Source organism: Collinsella sp. SGI.178 (assembly GCF_050313495.1).
Taxonomy (GTDB): Bacteria; Actinomycetota; Coriobacteriia; order Coriobacteriales; family Coriobacteriaceae; genus Collinsella.
Genome location: NZ_JBNPLM010000002.1, coordinates 43,298 through 61,109 on the forward strand (window position 1 = coordinate 43,298; position 17,812 = coordinate 61,109).

At 61.4% G+C, this 17,812-nt stretch carries 16 protein-coding genes; all 16 read left to right on the forward strand.

Annotated elements, in window-relative coordinates; genetic code table 11:
* Positions 1 to 78: 78 nt before the first annotated feature.
* The 16 genes from ACQRAQ_RS00970 (at position 79) to ACQRAQ_RS01045 (ending at position 17,660) form a co-directional block, all read left to right on the forward strand.
* Complete coding sequence (locus ACQRAQ_RS00970) at positions 79 to 1,809, forward strand: DNA internalization-related competence protein ComEC/Rec2 (RefSeq protein WP_427793463.1); 1,731 nt, start codon at positions 79 to 81, stop codon at positions 1,807 to 1,809.
* A gap of 78 nt (positions 1,810 to 1,887) precedes the next feature.
* The gene (holA, locus tag ACQRAQ_RS00975) at positions 1,888 to 2,850 is read left to right on the forward strand and encodes a DNA polymerase III subunit delta (protein ID WP_427793465.1); all 963 of its coding nucleotides are present in this window, start codon (positions 1,888 to 1,890) and stop codon (positions 2,848 to 2,850) included.
* Between the two features lie 133 nt (positions 2,851 to 2,983).
* Positions 2,984 to 3,250: a 30S ribosomal protein S20 gene (gene rpsT / locus ACQRAQ_RS00980; protein WP_022094714.1), complete on the forward strand. Its 267-nt coding sequence runs from the start codon at positions 2,984 to 2,986 to the stop codon at positions 3,248 to 3,250.
* A gap of 96 nt (positions 3,251 to 3,346) precedes the next feature.
* The gene (gene lepA / locus ACQRAQ_RS00985; RefSeq protein WP_427726840.1) at positions 3,347 to 5,158 is read left to right on the forward strand and encodes a translation elongation factor 4; all 1,812 of its coding nucleotides are present in this window, start codon (positions 3,347 to 3,349) and stop codon (positions 5,156 to 5,158) included.
* Positions 5,159 to 5,162: 4 nt separating this feature from the next.
* Positions 5,163 to 6,206: a tRNA dihydrouridine synthase DusB gene (gene dusB, locus ACQRAQ_RS00990; protein WP_427726838.1), complete on the forward strand. Its 1,044-nt coding sequence runs from the start codon at positions 5,163 to 5,165 to the stop codon at positions 6,204 to 6,206.
* A gap of 2 nt (positions 6,207 to 6,208) precedes the next feature.
* Positions 6,209 to 7,441: a radical SAM family heme chaperone HemW gene (hemW, locus tag ACQRAQ_RS00995; protein WP_427726836.1), complete on the forward strand. Its 1,233-nt coding sequence runs from the start codon at positions 6,209 to 6,211 to the stop codon at positions 7,439 to 7,441.
* 58 nt (positions 7,442 to 7,499) lie between these two features.
* On the forward strand, positions 7,500 to 8,603 hold the full coding sequence (locus ACQRAQ_RS01000) for a DnaJ domain-containing protein (protein WP_427793467.1): 1,104 nt from the start codon (positions 7,500 to 7,502) through the stop codon (positions 8,601 to 8,603).
* Between the two features lie 81 nt (positions 8,604 to 8,684).
* Positions 8,685 to 9,833, forward strand: a complete 1,149-nt coding sequence (gene dnaJ / locus ACQRAQ_RS01005) for a molecular chaperone DnaJ (protein WP_427793469.1) — start codon at positions 8,685 to 8,687, stop codon at positions 9,831 to 9,833.
* A 9-nt stretch (positions 9,834 to 9,842) separates the two neighbouring features.
* Positions 9,843 to 11,135 (forward strand): MiaB/RimO family radical SAM methylthiotransferase, encoded by a 1,293-nt coding sequence (locus ACQRAQ_RS01010; RefSeq protein ID WP_427793471.1) that lies wholly within the window; start codon positions 9,843 to 9,845, stop codon positions 11,133 to 11,135.
* Positions 11,116 to 12,102, forward strand: a complete 987-nt coding sequence (locus ACQRAQ_RS01015) for a PhoH family protein (protein ID WP_427793473.1) — start codon at positions 11,116 to 11,118, stop codon at positions 12,100 to 12,102. The genes ACQRAQ_RS01010 and ACQRAQ_RS01015 overlap by 20 nt, the downstream gene beginning before the upstream one ends.
* Positions 12,099 to 12,608, forward strand: coding sequence for an rRNA maturation RNase YbeY (ybeY, locus tag ACQRAQ_RS01020; RefSeq protein ID WP_427793474.1), 510 nt, complete (start codon positions 12,099 to 12,101; stop codon positions 12,606 to 12,608). The genes ACQRAQ_RS01015 and ybeY overlap by 4 nt, the downstream gene beginning before the upstream one ends.
* 9 nt (positions 12,609 to 12,617) lie before the next feature.
* Complete coding sequence (locus ACQRAQ_RS01025; protein WP_427726826.1) at positions 12,618 to 12,995, forward strand: diacylglycerol kinase family protein; 378 nt, start codon at positions 12,618 to 12,620, stop codon at positions 12,993 to 12,995.
* Between the two features lie 12 nt (positions 12,996 to 13,007).
* Complete coding sequence (era, locus tag ACQRAQ_RS01030; RefSeq protein ID WP_195838553.1) at positions 13,008 to 14,081, forward strand: GTPase Era; 1,074 nt, start codon at positions 13,008 to 13,010, stop codon at positions 14,079 to 14,081.
* A 15-nt stretch (positions 14,082 to 14,096) separates the two neighbouring features.
* On the forward strand, positions 14,097 to 14,846 hold the full coding sequence (recO, locus tag ACQRAQ_RS01035) for a DNA repair protein RecO (RefSeq protein WP_154516310.1): 750 nt from the start codon (positions 14,097 to 14,099) through the stop codon (positions 14,844 to 14,846).
* Positions 14,847 to 14,984: 138 nt separating this feature from the next.
* Entirely contained in the window at positions 14,985 to 15,263 is a 279-nt protein-coding gene (gene rpsO / locus ACQRAQ_RS01040) for a 30S ribosomal protein S15 (RefSeq protein ID WP_154516313.1), read from the forward strand.
* Between the two features lie 150 nt (positions 15,264 to 15,413).
* Positions 15,414 to 17,660 carry a polyribonucleotide nucleotidyltransferase gene (locus tag ACQRAQ_RS01045; RefSeq protein WP_427748021.1) on the forward strand — a complete coding sequence of 749 codons (2,247 nt, stop codon included), beginning with the start codon at positions 15,414 to 15,416 and terminating at the stop codon, positions 17,658 to 17,660.
* Positions 17,661 to 17,812 lie beyond the last annotated feature (152 nt).

Here is a 17,812-nt window from a genome sequence, read left to right on the forward strand (position 1 = left end):
ATGTCGCGGTTTGAGAATGATGCGTATGGGCGCTCACGCGTGCTTCGGGGCGAGCTTCGACGAGTTAAGGTTATCCGGTTGGTATCGGTTGACGAGGGCTTTCCGGGGCCGTTGCCCTGGCTGCGAAATGAACTCCTTGCCGTTATCGCGCCCGAGACCGATCCGGCGCGCTCGCTCATTGCCGGCGTTGTCTGCGGACGCTCCTCCGAGCTGCGTGCTCAGCCGGCGGGCGATTTGTTTTCGGTAACGGGCACCGCACATCTTATCGCCGTCTCGGGCAGCCATCTTGCCATCGTGGGGTTTGTGATTGAGAGCGCCCTGCAAAAGACTCGCCTCTCTCGTGGGCTGCAGAGAGGGCTGTTGGTGCTGGCCCTCGCTGCCTATGCCGTCTTTACGGGCGCTTCGCCCTCGGCCGTGCGCGCGTGCTGTATGGTGGCGGTGACGCTTGTCGTCAACGGCGCCGGACGTCGTCGGCATGGCCTTTCGGCTCTATTTTTGACCATGACAATCTTTATGTTGCTGCGGCCGACAGTATTGTTCGAGATGGGTTTTCAGCTATCGTGCGCCAGTGTTTTTGCCATCCTTTGTTTTTGCCCCTACGCTACCTACGCCTTGGGCGAGCTGAGCGTGCCATCGGGGGTTGCCAGTATTTTGTCCGTCACGCTGTGCTCACAGATCGCGACACTTCCCGTAACCATTCCCGCATTTGGGATGTTTTCGCTCATTGCTCCGCTTGCAAATGCCGTGATCGGTCCGGTGATAAGCGTGCTGCTCGCATCTTCGGTTGTGCTGGTGCCTTGCTCGCTTGTGCCGCTCTTGCGTCACGGGGCGCTTGTGGTGCCCATGGCTATCGCTCGCTGTGCCCTGTTCTTTGAGCAACTCTTTGCTGCCGTTCCGGGCGCATCCGTAAGCGTGCCGCCCGATACGCCCTTGGTATACGTGGTGCCTTTTTCGCTGGTGGTCCTCTTGGTCTTGTGGCCACGCCCCAGCGCGCGGCCCATGGCAGTGGGGCTGCTGTGTTTGATGCTTGCAGCGGGCGTTCCGTATGTCTATTGGGATCGATGTGCGCCGCCTTCGGTGACAGTCCTTGATGTTGGCCAGGCCGATGCGATTCTGGTTCGTCAGGGTGGCGCCGTGGCGCTCGTCGACTGTGGGCTCGATGACCGCGTGGTGTCGGCGTTGGTTCGCAATAACGTCCACCATATCGACGCCGTCTTCGTGACACATTGGGATGAAGACCATTGGGGCGGTCTTCCCGACGTACTCGATCGGTTTTCGGTAGGAACCATTGCGGTTGCGGCGGATGCGCTGGGCAGCGCGCCTGCTGAGGTTCTGAATCGCCCAAGCGTCACGTATCGGCAGGTGGCTCGCGGAGACACAGTCGATATCGGCGCATTTCGGGCTCGTGTGATGTGGCCGTTTGATACGGTTGACGGTGAGGGCAATGAGGACTCGCTTGTCTTGCTGCTCTCCTATGCTCAGGAAGGCAAAAGCCTGCGTATGCTCCTCACTGGTGATGCCGAGCTCGATCAGGAGCGCGAGTTTGTACAGGAGGTGGGTGATATCGATGTGCTCAAGCTGGGGCATCACGGCTCAAAAGATTCTGTCGATACAGACCTGCTGGAAACCCTTAAGCCCGAGCTCTCTATTGCGAGCGCGGGCGAGGGCAACCGCTACGGCCATCCATCCGATGCCTGCATCGATGCCGTTAGCGATGCGGGCGGCGCGTTCGCATGCACTATCGAGAGAGGCGACATTACCGTCTCGCCGACTGCGGCCGGTTTTGCCATGCGATGTCAGCGACCGTGATGCTGCCGTTGGCGCGGGACCAACCCGTGGGATAGAATGGCACGGTACGAACAGGAGAGCCTGCGGGAGGGGAGCGCGATGTCTGAAACCGGTCTGCTGCCGGCATATCTGATCGTCGGTACCGACGGAGTCAAGCGCGACCACGCCGTCTCGCGTATGAAAGCACGTCTGGAAAGGTCGGGTATGGTCGAGTTCAACCTCGACGAGCGCGACATGACCAAGGACCCCGATATCGAGTCCATTATCGGATCGCTCAACACTTTTCCCATGGGCAGCGAGTTTCGCTTGGTAATCCTTGACGGCTGCTCAAAGCTCGCCAAGGCGGTCTCGGAGCCGCTTGTCGAGTATTTAGCGAGTCCAAGCCCCACAACGGTCTGTCTCATCATCGCCGACTCGCTTGCCAGGAACACGCGCCTGTATAAGGCGATCGCCAAGATCGACAAGAAGGCCGTGATCGATTGCTCCGGCACCAAGCGCTGGGAGCTACCGCGCCGCGTGCAGCAGATGGCGACGCAGCACGGCAAGTCGATCTCGACGGCGGCCGCCGAGGAACTCGTCTCGCGTTCGGGTGAAAACACTCGCATGCTCGATAACGACTTGGCCAAGCTTGCCCAGATGGTCGATGCGCCGCAAATTGAGCTTGCCGATGTGGAACGCTGGATCGTGCGCACGGCCGAAGTTCAGCCCTGGGATTTTCTTAACGCGGTCTCGGCTCGTGATATGCGCCGCTCGCTTGAGCTCTTTGGGCTGCTACCCGCCAAGAGCTATGTGTGGACCTACACGCTGCTGTGCGGACGCATTCGCGAGCTTATCGTCGCCAAGGCGCTCGATGCGCGTGGGCAGGGTCGCGAGCTTGCCGCGACGCTCAAGCTTCAACCCTGGCAGGTTAAGAATCACCTGACCTGGGCACGCCGCTTTTCGATGGCGGAGCTCGTCGCGGCGCTCGAGGGCGCGGTCGATGTTGAGCTCGCTCTTAAGGGTTCGGCCGATTCTCAGAACGCGCTTTTGCTCTGGATTACGAACATCTTGAGAAAATCGTGATGATACCTGTCTATTTGACAAATTCGTTCTATCCCTTTGAGGGGGAGCGTGCTATAGTAGGCGCTTGCATGACCTCACCGTGTCTCAGAGGTGTCATACATTTTTTGCAAGGAACTCGAAAGGAACTCCAGAAGTGGCAAACATCAAGTCTCAGAAGAAGCGTATCCGCACCAATGAGGCAGCTCGCATGCGTAACAAGGCTGTCAAGTCCGAGCTCAAGACGCTGACCAAGCATGTCCAGTCCGCCGTCGCCGAGGGCGACGCCGAGAAGGCCCAGGCTGCCCTCAAGACCGTCACCAAGCGCCTCGACATGGCTGCCGCCAAGCATGTTATCCACAAGAACCAGGCTTCCAACCGCAAGTCCGGTCTTGCCAAGCTCGTGAACAGCATCAACGCCTAAGTTGTAAATTTCACACCACACAGATTACGCGCATAAATGGAGCCTGTTTTATGGAACAGGCTCCATTTTTTGTACCGCTCGGGTAAGATAGTCCGCATGAATACTTCAATTGACATTTCCCACATCCGCAACTTCTCGATCGTTGCGCACATCGACCATGGCAAGTCCACGATCAGTGATCGCATCCTAGAGCTCACCCATACCGTCGACGAGCGCGACATGGAATCGCAGCTGCTCGACACCATGGATATCGAGCGCGAGCGCGGCATCACGATCAAGTCCAATGCCGTTCGCGTTTCCTATGACGCCGACGATGGCGAGACGTATCAGTTCAACCTGATCGATACGCCGGGCCACGTGGACTTCACCTACGAGGTCTCGCGTTCGCTTGCCGCTTGCGAGGGTGCAGTGCTCGTCGTCGACGCCACGCAGGGCGTCGAGGCGCAGACCGTCTCCAACGCGACGCTCGCCATGAACGCCAACCTGGATATCGTGCCCGCTATCAACAAGATCGACTTGCCGTCGGCACACCCCGACGAGGTTAAGACCGAGATCGAGGATGACCTTGCGATTCCTGCCGACGATGCCGTATGCGTATCGGGCAAGACCGGCGAGGGCATCCATGATCTGCTGGAGTCCATCGTCTTTTTGATCTCACCGCCCAAGGGCGATGCGACGGCGCCGCTCAAGGCGCTCATCCTGGATTCGTATTTTGACGAGTACCGCGGTGTCGTCGCCACGGTCCGCGTCTTTGACGGCTCCATCAAGAAGGGCGATACCCTGCGCATGATGCAGGCCGAGGGCGACTTTTTGGTCGATGGCGTGGGCGTCAAGCGTCCCGCCGAGACTCCGGTCGACGCGCTGACGGTCGGTGAGGTGGGCTACGTGGTCACGGGCCTGAAGGACCCTGAGGCCGTTCGCGTGGGCGATACCCTCACGTGGGCGTCGAATCCCTGCCCTGAGCCGCTTCCCGGTTACCGTGAGGCCAAGCCCATGGTCTATACGGGCTTGTTCCCGATCGACAACAAGGATTACGAGAACCTGCGTGACGCTCTCGATAAGCTGCATGTCAACGACCCGTCGTTGGTGTGGGAGCCCGAGACCTCGGTGGCGCTCGGCTTTGGCTTCCGCGTTGGCTTCTTGGGCCTGCTGCATATGGAGGTCGTCAAGGAGCGTCTGGAGCGCGAGTTCAACCTGGACCTCATCGCCACGAGCCCTTCGGTGGACTACCACGTCTACAAGACCGACGGCGCGATGATTGATGTCCGCAGCCCGCAGGATCTGCCCGAGGCTACGCGCATCGAGCGCATTGAGGAGCCCTACCTCAAGGCCAAGATTATCTGCCCGCCCGAGTATACGGGAGCCGTCATGCAGCTCGCTATCGAGCACCGCGGCATTACGACCGACATGATCCACCTCACGAGCAAATCGGTCGAGATGCGCTTCGACATGCCGCTCGCCGAACTCATCCTGGACTTCTTTGACCAGCTCAAGAGCCGCACCAAGGGCTATGCGTCGCTCGACTATGAGTTCAACGAGTATCGTCCCTCCGAGCTCGTCAAGCTCGATATCCTGCTTTCGGGCGACGAGGTGGACGCGCTTTCGTTTATCGTGCACAAGGACAAGGCCTATGGCCTGGCCCGCGGGTTGTGCGACAAGCTTAAGGAAATTATTCCGCGCCAGCTGTTCGAGGTGCCCATTCAGGGTGCCATCGGCAACAAGATCATTGCCCGCTCGACCGTCAAGGCGCGCCGCAAGGACGTTTTGGCCAAGTGCTATGGCGGCGATATCTCGCGTAAGCGCAAGCTGCTCGAGAAGCAGAAAGAGGGCAAGAAGCGCATGAAGGCCATCGGTTCGGTCGAGGTCCCGCAAGAGGCCTTTATGGCGATCCTCAAGGTGGACGAGTAGTTCCATGGCGCTTTCTGAATACAGTACGCGGCTGCTGGGTGCCTATGCCGAGCAGCCGTTCCTTATGGCTCCCATGGCCGGCGTGACCGATCCCGCCTATCGCATCATGTGCCGACGCCGCGGCGCCAATCTTGCCTATAGCGAGATGGTGAGCGTGGCGGGCCTTGCCTATGCCAGCAATAAGACGTGGCGCCTGGTGCTGCCGGCAGACGAGGAGCGGCAGATCTGCGTACAGCTCTTTGGCTCCAAGCCCGATCAATTTGCGAGTGCCGTCGCTGCCGTCGAGGAGCGTGTGGGCGATCGCCTGTCGCTGATCGATATCAACATGGCCTGCCCGGCTCGCAAGGTCGTCACCAAAGGCGAGGGCTCGGCGCTCATGCGCACGCCCGAGCTGGCCGAAAAGATCGTCGAGGCGGCGGTGGGCGCGGCGCACGTGCCCGTGACCGTTAAGATCCGCAAAGGCTTTTACGCCGAAGATCGCAATGCCGCGACGTTTGCCCAGATGCTCGAGGGGGCGGGCGCCGCTGCTGTGGCGGTGCATGGTCGCTGTGCCACGCAGCTCTATACGGGTCAGGCCGATTGGTCGGTCGTCGATGAGGTGGCCGATGCCGTCGAGATTCCCGTTATCGGTTCGGGCGACGTGTTCTCGGCCGAGGATGCCGCGGAGCATCTGCGCAACTCGGGTGCCAGCGCGGTGTTTATCGCACGCGGTATCTACGGTAATCCCTGGGTCTTTGGTGATGCTCGCGCCCTTGCGCTCAATGGCGTACAGGTGCCGGTGCGCAGCTCTGTCGAGCGCCTGGACGCCCTGCGCGAGCATCTCACGCTGACGCATGAGCTTCTGCCGCTCATGTCTCGTGCCCGTACGTATGCAAGCTGGTATCTAAAGGGCATGCCCCATGCTGCCGCCTGGCGTGCCCAGGTGGTGCGTTGCTCCACATATGAGGAGTTCATGGCATTGGTCGATGATATCGAGCACGATGTGGTGGCCTGCGAGGCCGCACTTGCCGCTGGCGAGTCGGTGCCCGCTCATCCGCTGGAGGCCTAACGGTGGCCGTTACCGCGCTGTACGTGCATGTGCCGTTTTGCGCTCAAAAGTGTCGGTACTGCGACTTTGACTCACGCAGCTTTGCTCCGTGCGACCTGAGCGCTGCGCTCGATGCCTATTTTGAGCAGCTGTATACGCGCCTAGATGCCTTTGGAGACACCGGGGCGCTTGCGCAAGTCCGCACCGTCTATGTTGGCGGCGGCACACCGTCGCTGGCGGGAGAGCGTCTGGTGGAGCTTGCCCGGCGTATTTGCATGTGGTGCAAGCCCGTTGAGTTTACCTGCGAAGCTAATCCTGAGTCGCTGACCGCCGAGCTTGCCGCTGCGCTTACCAAGGTTGGTGTCACACGTGTCTCTCTGGGTGTGCAAACGCTCGATAATGCCGAACTTACCGCCATCGGCCGTATTCACGATGCCGATCGGGCGCTCGCTGCCATCACGACGGTTAAGGACGCTGGACTCGATGTGTCGTGCGACCTTATGTGCGGCCTTCCCGGGCAGACCGCAGCGAGTTGGAAGCGCACGCTCGATGGCATGTTGACAGCGGCGCCGCATCATGTGTCGGTGTACCCGCTCACGCTCGAGGAAGGCACGCCGCTCTACCGCATGGCGTGTTACGACGAGTCGCTCGAGCCCGACGAGGATTTTCAGGCTGCGTGCATGGAAGCGGCGCGCGAGCGTCTTGGTGCGGCCGGCTATCACCCGTATGAGGTGGCAAGCTATGCACTCGACGGACATGAGTGCTCGCATAACATCGCCTATTGGACCGGACGGGGCTATCTGGGCCTGGGTCGCTCTGCCGCGGGCATGCTCGACGCCGAGGATTTCGATCGCTTGGCCGGGCTTTATCCCGACGTGCCCGCTCGCGGCGATGCGTATCGCGTGCGTCTGGTGCAACGCGACGATGCCGCGACGACGTTTGATGCCGAGTATCTCTCGCAGCGCGAGGCGGCGGCGGAGGATTTGATGCTCGCCTGCCGCATGACGCGTGGCATTGGGCCCGACCTGTTGGTTCGCTCGGCAAGCGTGATTCCTGCAGACGAGCTGGCGGCGTCCTGCGACCGTGCGCTCGAGTTGGGCCTTGCCACCTGGGTACCCGATAATGTCGAGGGGCATGCGGGGCGCATCACCTCAAAAGATGTTGTAGCAGGTCGCGCCCGCGCCCGTTTAGCGCCCACCCACTTGGGCTGGCTCGATGGAAATATGCTGTTCGAGCTGTTTTGGGGTCTAGCTTAGGCCGCTCGGGTAGAATTACCGCAATATATACGCTGCTGTGAGCAGGAGGTTGCCGCGCATGGCGACGATGAACGAAAAAGATTACTACGAGATCTTGGGTGTCTCCAAGGACGCCACCTCGCGTGATATCCAGAAGGCCTTTCAGCAAAAGGCCCGCAAGCTCCATCCGGACGTCAACAAAGAGCCGGATGCCGAGGAAAAGTTTAAAGAGGTTTCCGAGGCCTATGCCGTGCTTTCGGACGAGCAGAAGCGTGCGCGCTATGATGCCATGCGCTCGGGCAATCCCTTCGCCGGCGCTCCTTCTGCTTCGCCCTATGGCGGCGGCTACGCCGGCAGCGCAGGCTATGGCAATCCCTTTGAGGGCGGCTTTCCCTTTGGTGGCGCCTGGGGCCAGCAGCGTCGCAGCCAGGCTGCCTATAATCCCGAGAACGGCGCCAACGTGGTGGTCGATATTAAGCTCGACGCCAAGGAGGCCAAGGGCGGTGCCCGCAAGACCGTCCGCTATACGCGCTTCGATACCTGTGGTCATTGCGGAGGCTCGGGCTCTGTCTCGTCCGAGCATGCACATACCTGTCCGAGCTGCGGCGGTCGCGGCCACATCGACGTCGACCTGTCCTTCCTGTTTGGTGCCGGAACGTTCCAGTCGGTCTGCCCCGAGTGCGGCGGTTCCGGTAAGGTCGTCGCCGACCCCTGCCCCTATTGCGGTGGCAGCGGGCGGACCCGTGTGACCTCCGAGCAGACGATTGAGTTTCCCGCCGGCACGCATGATGGCGACGAGGTCCATATTGACGGCATGGGTCACGCCGGCACCAACGGTGCCTCGGGCGGCGATTTGGTCGGGCGCGCCCATGTCGAGGCCGAACGCCTGGAGGGCAAGGCTCGTACCGGTTTTTACCTGATGGGCATCGTGGCGCCTTTTTTGGTGCTGTCGGCCATCTCGGGCGTGTTCTCGGCCTTTGCCATGATGTGCTTTGTTCCGTTTGCCATGGGCTTGTTCATGGTGCTCTCGGACGGCGTGCTTCACCGCAGCCTGCTGTGGTGGAAGCGCGGCGCGATGCAGTTTGCCAACGGTTTTGCCAACGGATTTATGTTTGCTCTCGTGTCGGTTTGGTTTGCGAGCTGCTCGCAACGTGCCATGCTTTCGCCCTACGCAATGCAATAACATCAAACCCTTTGTTTGCGGTCGGCCCAGCTTGGGTATAGGACGCACTGTGACAATAATGAAAGTCGGAAGGATTCGGTCGTGTCGGAAAATAGGGATTACTACGAGGTACTTGGCGTCGACAAGGATGCCGACGCGCGGACGATTAAGCGCGCGTTTCTAAAGAAGGCCCGTATCGTACACCCGGACGTTTCGGACGACCCCGATGCCGAGGCCAAGTTCAAAGAGCTCAACGAGGCATATTCCGTTCTTTCCGACGAGCAGAAGCGTGCAAACTACGATCGCTACGGTTCGCCCGACGGCCCCGGTGGCTCCGGCTATGTCGACATTAACGATATCTTTGGCGGCATGGGCATGGACGACCTCTTTTCGTCGTTCTTTGGCGGCGGTGCCGGCGGTGGCGCCCGAAATCGCCGCGAGCGTCGTCGCGGCCGCGATATGGCCATCTCCCTTTCGGTGACCCTTGAGGAGGCGGCGCTCGGTTGCAAAAAGACGATCAGCTATGACCGCCTTGCCCCCTGTGATGATTGCAATGGCACCGGTAGGGCCGAGGGTGCGGCCGAAAAGCAGTGCAGCCGTTGCCACGGCACGGGCTATGTCACGACGGTCCAGCGCTCGTTCCTGGGTCAGGTTCAGTCCTCTTCGCCTTGCCCCGACTGCCATGGCGAAGGCACGGTCATCGACCATCCCTGCGAGACCTGCGACGGTCAGGGCCGCACGCCTTCGCACGAAAAGATCGACATCGATATCCCCGCTGGCGTCTCGACCGGTCGTCAGCTGCGCGTGAGCGGCTTTGGCGAGGCAGGCCTTCGTGGTGAGCCCTCGGGCGACCTGATCGTCAACGTGCGCGTCGCCGATCACGAGCGTTTTAAACGCAACGGCGACGACCTGTACCTCGTGAGCGATATCTCGATTGCGCAGGCTGCGCTCGGCTGCGAGATTAAGGTTGAGGGCATTTTGCCCGACGAGATCGTCAAGGTGTGCGTCCCCGCCGGTACGCAGTACGGCGACACCGTGAGTGTCAACAACTACGGTATGCCCCGTATCGGCGGTGGCGGCTCGCGTGGACGCTTGATCGTTCAGCTGCGCGTGCTCGTCCCCACGAACCTTTCCGCCAAGCAGCGCGAGCTGCTCGAGGCTTTCGCCGCCGAGTCGGGCGACGATGTCGCTTCCGGCAAGAAATCGGTGACCGATCGCATTAAGAGCGCTCTCGACGACATCCTCGATTAAGGAGCCCGCGTGCTCGCACCTCATATCTCTGTTGTCAACCTCGGCTGCCGTGTCAACCGGGTTGAGTCCGACCGTATCACTGCCGATCTTATGCGCCTGGGTTTTGCAATGGTGGAGCCTCAGGATGCGGAGCTGATCGTCATTAACACCTGTGCCGTTACGGGCGAGGCCGAGGCCAAGACCCGTAAGGCCGTCCGCCATGCGCTGGCTCATCCAAAAGAGCCCTATGTGGTCGTGACCGGGTGCGTTGTCAATTTGCACCCCGAGGAGCTTCTGGAGCTTTCGGACCGTGTGATCGCGGAGCCGTCTAAGATCGATGTCGCCGAACGCGTTTGCGAGGTGCTGGGCGTTGAGTCCGATAGCGTGGCCGCCTGTAGCGACGGCGATGTGGTCGACGCGCTCGGTCGCTCGCGTCTGGGTGTGAAGATCCAGGACGGCTGCAACCATCGTTGCACCTATTGCATTGTGTGGAAGGCCCGCGGCCCCGAGCGCTCCGTGCCGGTCGAGTCTGTGCTCGAACAAGTTCGTGAGGCTCAGGAGGCCGGCGTGCCCGAGGTGGTGCTGACGGGCGTGAACCTGGGCGCCTACGATGGCAAGAGTGCGACCGACGAACACGTCGAGATCGATGAGCTGCTCGAGGCAATCATGGAGCGTACGTCTATTCCTCATGTGCGCATTTCCTCGGTCGAGCCCATGGATATCTCCGAGCCCCTGCTTAAGGTCATGGCGCGCTATCCGCAGCGCATCGCCCCGTTTTTGCACCTGCCCGTGCAGTCTGGCTGTACGGCGACCCTGCATCGCATGGGCCGTCCCTATAGCGCCGAGGCATTTGAGGAGACGGTGCGTATGATCCGCGCCAACTTGCCTCAGGCGTCCCTTTCGTGCGACGTTATCGTCGGTTTTCCCGGCGAGACGGACGCGGAATTTGAGGAGTCGCTGGCGCTGTGCCGTCGCGTGGGCTTTTCGCGCATGCATGTCTTCCGCTATAGCAAGCGTCCCGGTACCCTTGCTGCCGACATGCCCGACCAGGTGCCGCCTGAGGTTATGGCTGAGCGCAGCCGTCGTATGCGAGCCGCGGCGCAGGAACTCGCCATTGCCGACGCCCGCCGTCGCGTGGGCACCGTCGAGCGTGCCGTGCTCGAGTATGACGACAACCTGACGCTCGGTTCGTTCCATCATGCCCGTCTTGACGATACCTGCGGACTCACAGCCCCGTGCCTGCTCGATGTTGCTATCATCGGAGTCGATGATTCCGGCTTGGTCCATGCACGCAGGGAGGTTCATGGAAGCCTCGAAGATTAGACTTACCGTTCCCGATGGAATTGATCCCTCGCGCGTTTTGGGTGCCGGCGACGGCGTCCTTCGTGCGCTCGAGAGCTTGGTTCGCGCCCACGTGGTCGCCCGTGGCGACCGTATCGCCGTGTGCGGTGACCCGGACGAGGTCGAGCTCGTGGCGCGCTTTTTCGAGCATGCTTTTCGCGAGGTTGCCGCCGGACGGACGCTGTCTGTCGACGATGTCTCACGCTGCCTGGCCGTCTTGCGCGACGGTGAGTACGGGGCTACGTCGCTTCGCGATGATGTGCTGCTTTCGTATCGCGGTCGTGCCATTCGCCCCAAGACGCTCGGTCAAAAGCGCTATGTGGATGCCATCCGCTCGCATACCATCACGTTTGGCTTGGGTCCTGCCGGTACCGGTAAGACCTATCTGGCCATGGCGCTTGCCGTTGCCGCACTCAAGCGTCACGAGGTGGGCCGTCTGATCTTGACGCGTCCGGTTGTCGAGGCGGGGGAGAACTTGGGCTTTTTGCCCGGTACCCTCGAGGAAAAGATCGATCCCTACATGCGTCCGCTCTACGACGCTCTTTTTGACATGATGGATCGCGAGCGCACCGATGAGCTTATGGAGCGTGGCGTGATCGAGATCGCCCCGCTTGCCTACATGCGCGGTCGTACGCTGAGCGATGCCTTCGTCGTGCTCGACGAGGCTCAAAATACCACGCCCGAGCAGATGAAGATGTTCCTGACGCGCTTGGGCTTTAACTCCAAGTTTGTGATTACCGGTGACCTGAGCCAGCGTGACTTGGTAGGTCGTCGCGGCGGTCTTGCCGACGTTGAGCAGATTTTGGGTCGTGTCGACGATGTCGCGTTTTCGCACCTCGAGCGTGCCGACGTGGTGCGTCACGCCCTGGTGGGGCGAATCGTCGAGGCATATGATGCTTATGATGACGTGCGCGAGAAACGCGTGCGCGACCGAAAGGAGTCCCGTTGAGTGTATTGATCAGCAACGATGCCGAGCTCGATACGCTGCTTGACGCGCGGGAGGTAGAGCACATCTGCGAGGTCGTGCTTGCTGCCGAGGGCGTTGAGCGAAAAGTCGAGATTTCCCTTTCGTATGTCGATGAGGATGAGATGTACGAGCTCAACCACGAGTGGCGCGGTATCGACCGTACCACCGATGTCCTCTCGTTTGAATGCGACTCGGCCTTTGACGAGGATATCCCAGCCGACGAGACGCTCGAGCTCGGCGATATCATCTTGGCCCCGCAGGTCATTGCCCGTCAGGCTCCCGGCTTTGGCAATAGCCCTGCCGATGAGTGCCGCCTGATGCTCGTGCATGGCATGTTGCATTTACTGGGCTACGATCATATCGTGGACGACGAGGCCGAGGTCATGGAGGCCCGCGAGGACGCCATCCTGCGCGATTTGGCGCTCGAGCGCGGCGAGGACCCCAAGCTGGTTCACGTCGGCCCCATCACCAACCATGCCCACGACTAGGAGCCGTCTATGATTCCCGGATCGAACAAGGACCATCCGTCCTTTTTAAAGTCGTTCTCCTACGCCATGGAGGGCTTCGTTACCGCCGTCAAGACCGAGCGTAACATTAAGGTCATGCTCGTGGCGGGTGTGTGCACTGTTATTGCCGGCTGCATCGTGGGGCTCGACATTGCCGAGTGGGCTACGATTATCATTTGCTGCGGCCTGGTGATTCACGGCGAGCTGTGCAACACCGCCATGGAGGCGATTGTCGATTTGGCGACCCAGGAGTTCCATCCGCTGGCAAAGCGTGCAAAGGATATCGCCGCCGCCTCCGTATACGTTCTTTCCATCACCGCCGCGATTGTGGGCTTGTTGGTATTTGCCCACGCGCTCGGCTTTATTTAGAAAGGGATCTTCATGTCCGACAATATGCAGCCTATCGATGAAACGCTGGACGACGAGCCCCTGGATGCTGTGGATGCCGAAGCGACTGAGGCTTGCGAGGTCGAGGAGTTCGACCCGTTTGAGGGCATGAGTGACGAGGAGCTCGACGCCCTGTGCGACGAGGACGACAGCCTCGCGGGCTTTGGCGACGTTGAGCCCGGTTTCCGCAGCGGCTTCGTGGCCCTGGTCGGTCGCCCCAACGCCGGTAAGTCCACGCTGCTCAACGCCTGCTATGGCAAAAAGGTCGCCATCACCTCGCCGGTGGCCCAGACGACCCGCCGTCGCATGCGCGCCGTCGTCAATCGCCCCGGTTACCAGCTGGTTTTTGTCGATACCCCGGGTATTCACAAACCCAAGGACGGCCTGGGGTCCGAGCTCAACAAGAGCGCGCTGTTCGAGCTGAACGATGTCGATGTCGTCGCGTTTTTGATTGATGCCACCAAACCGATCGGCAGGGGAGACGCCTGGGTTGCCGAGCGCGTTAGATGCGCCCGTTCCAAGAAGGTCCTGGTGCTCACCAAGGCCGATGAGGCCGATCCCGCACAGGTCATGGAGCAGCTTAAGGCCGCCCACGAGCTCATGGAATATGACGATGAGATCGTGACGTCGTCGGTCAAGAACTTTAACGTCGATGCCTTCATCGAGACCGTTGCGCACTTTTTGCCCGAGGGCCCGCGTTGGTTCCCCGAGGACATGGGTACCGACGCTTCCGACGAGACGCTCGTTGCCGAGTTTGTGCGCGAGAAGGTCTTGCGCCGCACCCGTGATGAGATTCCGCACTCCGTTGGCGTAATCTGCGATGCGCTCGAGCAGACCAAGAAGGTGCTGCGCGTGCATGCCACCATTTACGTCGAGCGCGAGGGCCAAAAGGGCATCATCATCGGTAAGGGCGGCGAGATGATCAAGCATATCGGCATCGACGCCCGTCGCGATCTTGAGCGCATCTTTGGCACGCAGGTCTTTTTGGAGCTGGATGTGAAGGTAAAGGCCGGCTGGCGTGACGACGAGGCCCAGATTCGCCGTTTTGGCTACAACGCCGAGGACTAAGGGCGCGCGGCGCTCATGGCAGGCTCACGGACATATCGCACAAAGGTACTCGTCCTCGATAAGACCAAGCTCAAGGAGACCGATCTGATCTTGACGATGCTTGATGAGCGTGGTCGGCAGGTCCGTGCCGTGGCAAAGGGCGCGCGCAAACCCGGCGGGCGCCTGGCGGCGCGCTGCGAGCTGTTCTGTACCGTCGATATGCTGCTCGCGCACGGACGGTCGCTCGACGTGGTTTCCCAGGCCGAGCTTATGGAGGCGCCGCTCGGCGCCGCGCCCGATTACGAGACGACCTGCGCCGCAAGCGCGATCGCCGAGGTCGCGCGCGTGTGCTCGTTCGAGGACGCCGAGGACCCGTTTACCTTTGCCATTACGCAGCGAGCACTTGCCCTGGTGGGCAGCAGGCTCGACACGGCACATATGGACCTGCTTGTGGCGGCATATGTATTTAAGCTGCTGTCGCACGTTGGCTATCGACCCGATTTTTCGGCCTGCGTACTGTGCGGAGACCCCATGCTGTCGTATTTTTCGCCCCAGGCGGGCGGGCTCATGTGCGGGTCGTGCGCGTCGAGCGTTCCGGGTGCCGAGCTGGTGTCGACCGGCGAGGTCGCATGGCTGCGCGCCCTCATGTCCATGACCTTCGATGCGCTCATGGCCGAGAGGGTCGATCCCCATACTGCCGCCTTTTTGCTGGGGCTTTCGCATGTTTGGGCTGCGACGCACACCGATCAGCGTCTTCGCGCGATGGAATTCATGTTGGGTCGGTGATGATGGGCATACGCGGTCCGCTTGTGGTAACATACCGACCTGTTGGTACCTCGACCTTGGATGCTCGCTCCACCGGCGGCTTCCCAGTCCGAGGCGAATAGAGTCGCCCGCGGGCGACGCGAAACGAAAGGTGAAACAATGACTGTTTCCAAAGAGCGCAAGGCGGAGCTGACTGCCCAGTTCGGTAACACCCCGGTCGACACCGGCAACCCCAAGGTTCAGGTCGCCATCCTGACCGAGCGCATCAAGGAGCTGACCGAGCACATGAAGTCCCACCAGAAGGACTTCCACACCCGTCGTGGTCTGCTCATGCTCGTCGGTCGCCGTCGTCGTCTTCTCTCCTACATCAAGAAGAACGACGTCGTCGAGTATCGTGAGCTCATTAAGGCTCTGGGCATCCGCGACAACATCCAGTAAGGATTTGTACATGCTAAGAGCGTCCTGCGCAGCGGGGCGCTCTTTTTGTGTAAGGGCGTGAACAATCACGCTCTGAAGCGTGGCGGGGGCAGGGGGCCCGCGTCACATGAGAAGCCCGCAGGCAAGGGGCCTGCGGGGTAAAGGAGAACAATGACACTCGTATCCAAGACCTTTGAGCTGTACGGCAAGACCTACACCTTTGAGTCGGGCGAGCTTGCCAAGCAGGCCACCGGCGCCTGTCTGGTCAAGCAGGGCGACACCACGATGCTCGACACCGTGGTCGTCTCCAAGGAGCGCAAGAACTACGACTTCTTTCCGCTGACCGTCGACTTCAACGAGAAGATGTACGCTGCCGGCCGTATTCCGGGTGGCTACCTCAAGCGCGAGGGCCGTCCCAGCGAGAAGGCCACGCTCACGGCCCGCATGATCGACCGTCCTATTCGCCCGAGCTTCCCGGACGGCTTCCGCAACGAGGTGCACATCGTCGCCACCTCGCTCGTCGCCGACCAGGTCAACCCCTTCGACGTCATCAACGTCATGGGTGCCTCCCTGGCCATGACGCTCGGCGGCGTGCCCTTCGAGGGTCCTCTTGCGTGCGTGCGCATCGGCCGCAACGTGGAGACCGGCGAGTTTATCGTCAACCCCACCTATGAGGAGCGCGAGAACTCCGATCTGGACCTGGAGCTGGGCGGCTCTGCCGACTTCATCTCGATGGTCGAGGCCGGCGCCGATGAGATCTCCGAGGACGATATGCTCGCCGCCATGAAGTTTGGCCAGGAGGCCCTCGCTGCCTTCTGCCAGGCTCAGGACGAGTTCGTTGCCGAGTGGGAGCAGGTCAACGGCGCTATCGTCAAGAAGGAGTACCCGCTCGACCAGCCCGTCGAGGAGGTCCAGGAGCGCATCTTCGCCCACTACGACGAGATGGCAGCCGCCCTTCGCGACGCCGACAAGCTGTCCCGTATCGGCAAGGTCGAGGCTCTGAAGGAGTCCATCCGTGCCGAGTTCACCGAGGAGGAGCAGGCCGCTTGGGAGCGCGAGATCCCCGTGGCACTCAAGAAGCTCGAGAAGAAGGCCATGCGCACCATGGTCGTCGAGACCGGTGAGCGCGTCGACGGCCGTGCCGCCGATGAGATTCGCCCCATTATGGTGAAGGACAACTACCTGCCGCTCGTTCATGGCTCCGGCCTGTTCCAGCGCGGCCAGACCCAGGTGCTCTCCGTCCTGTCGCTCGGCATGCTCAACGAGGGCCAGCGTCTGGATACCATCGAGCCCACCGAGGGCAAGCGCTACATGCACCACTACAACTTCCCGCCGTTCTGCACCGGCGAGACCGGCCGCATGGGTAGCCCCAAGCGCCGCGAGATCGGCCACGGCAACCTGGCCGAGCGCGCCCTGCTTCCGGTGCTCCCCGACGAGAACGAGTTCCCCTACGCCATCCGCGTGGTCTCCGAGGTCATGGAGTCCAACGGCTCCTCTTCGATGGCTTCGACCTGCGGCTCCACGCTCGCCCTTATGGACGGCGGCGTGCCCATTAAGCGCCCGGTCTCCGGTATCGCCATGGGCCTGATCCAGGAGGAGGGCAAGACCGTGGTCCTGTCCGATATCCAGGGTCTCGAGGACTTCCTGGGCGATATGGACTTTAAGGTCACCGGCACCACCGAGGGCATTACCGCTCTGCAGATGGACAACAAGGCCACCGGCCTTACCTTTGACATCCTGGCCCGCGCCCTGCAGCAGGCCAAGGAGGGTCGCGCCTTCATCCTGCAGAAGATGCTCGATGTGATCCCCGAGCCGCGCCACACCACGCGCAGCACCGCTCCGCGCATCGTCTCCATCCAGGTTCCGACCGACAAGATCCGCGACGTCATCGGTTCCGGCGGCAAGGTCATCCGCGGCATCCAAGACGAGACCGGTGCTTTGGTCGACATCCAGGAGGACGGCACTGTCTTTGTCGGCGGCACCGGCGAGTCCGTCGACCAGGCTGTCGAGCGCATCAAGCTCATCATCAAGGTTCCCGAGCCGGGCGAGGAGTACACCGGTCGCGTGGTCTCCATCCAGCCCTTCGGCGCCTTTGTCAACCTGCTGCCCGGTAAGGACGGCCTGCTGCACATCTCCCGCGTCGCCAAGGGCCGCGTGGAGAAGGTCGAGGACGTCCTCAACGTGGGCGACGAGGTTAAGGTCGTCGTCATCGAGGTCGACGATCGCGGCAAGATCTCGCTCGATCGTCTGGATAAGCCCGAGGCTCCGGCTCGTGCCGAGGGTGCCTCCGAGGACGACGGTGAGCACTTCCAGCGCCGTGAGCGTCCGCGTCGCGAGCGCTCCGAGCGCAGCGACCGTCCGCGCCGTCCCGGCGACAACGGAGGCCGCAAGCCCCGCCGTCACCACGACGCCGAGTAACAGCCGTACATAAGCAGCTCAACAAGGGCGACTCCGGACAGGGGTCGCCCTTTTACTATTCCCGGCGGGGTCCGCGGGTAAAGTTTCCTGCTCTACAGTCCTGCTCGCACGGAGAGCACATTAAGTGCTCTCCGGCTCGTGCGGAACTCGCG

Bases quoted from the DNA above. Each gene is read 5' to 3' on its own strand.
- dusB (WP_427726838.1), top strand. From the start codon at position 5,163: ATGGCGCTTTCTGAATACAGTACGCGGCTGCTGGGTGCCTATGCCGAG.
- recO (WP_154516310.1), top strand. From the start codon at position 14,097: ATGGCAGGCTCACGGACATATCGCACAAAGGTACTCGTCCTCGATAAG.
- ACQRAQ_RS01045 (WP_427748021.1), top strand. From the start codon at position 15,414: ATGACACTCGTATCCAAGACCTTTGAGCTGTACGGCAAGACCTACACC.
- rpsO (WP_154516313.1), top strand. From the start codon at position 14,985: ATGACTGTTTCCAAAGAGCGCAAGGCGGAGCTGACTGCCCAGTTCGGT.
- ACQRAQ_RS01015 (WP_427793473.1), top strand. From the start codon at position 11,116: ATGGAAGCCTCGAAGATTAGACTTACCGTTCCCGATGGAATTGATCCC.
- holA (WP_427793465.1), top strand. From the start codon at position 1,888: ATGTCTGAAACCGGTCTGCTGCCGGCATATCTGATCGTCGGTACCGAC.
- era (WP_195838553.1), top strand. From the start codon at position 13,008: ATGTCCGACAATATGCAGCCTATCGATGAAACGCTGGACGACGAGCCC.
- ACQRAQ_RS01000 (WP_427793467.1), top strand. From the start codon at position 7,500: ATGGCGACGATGAACGAAAAAGATTACTACGAGATCTTGGGTGTCTCC.
- ACQRAQ_RS01025 (WP_427726826.1), top strand. From the start codon at position 12,618: ATGATTCCCGGATCGAACAAGGACCATCCGTCCTTTTTAAAGTCGTTC.
- lepA (WP_427726840.1), top strand. From the start codon at position 3,347: ATGAATACTTCAATTGACATTTCCCACATCCGCAACTTCTCGATCGTT.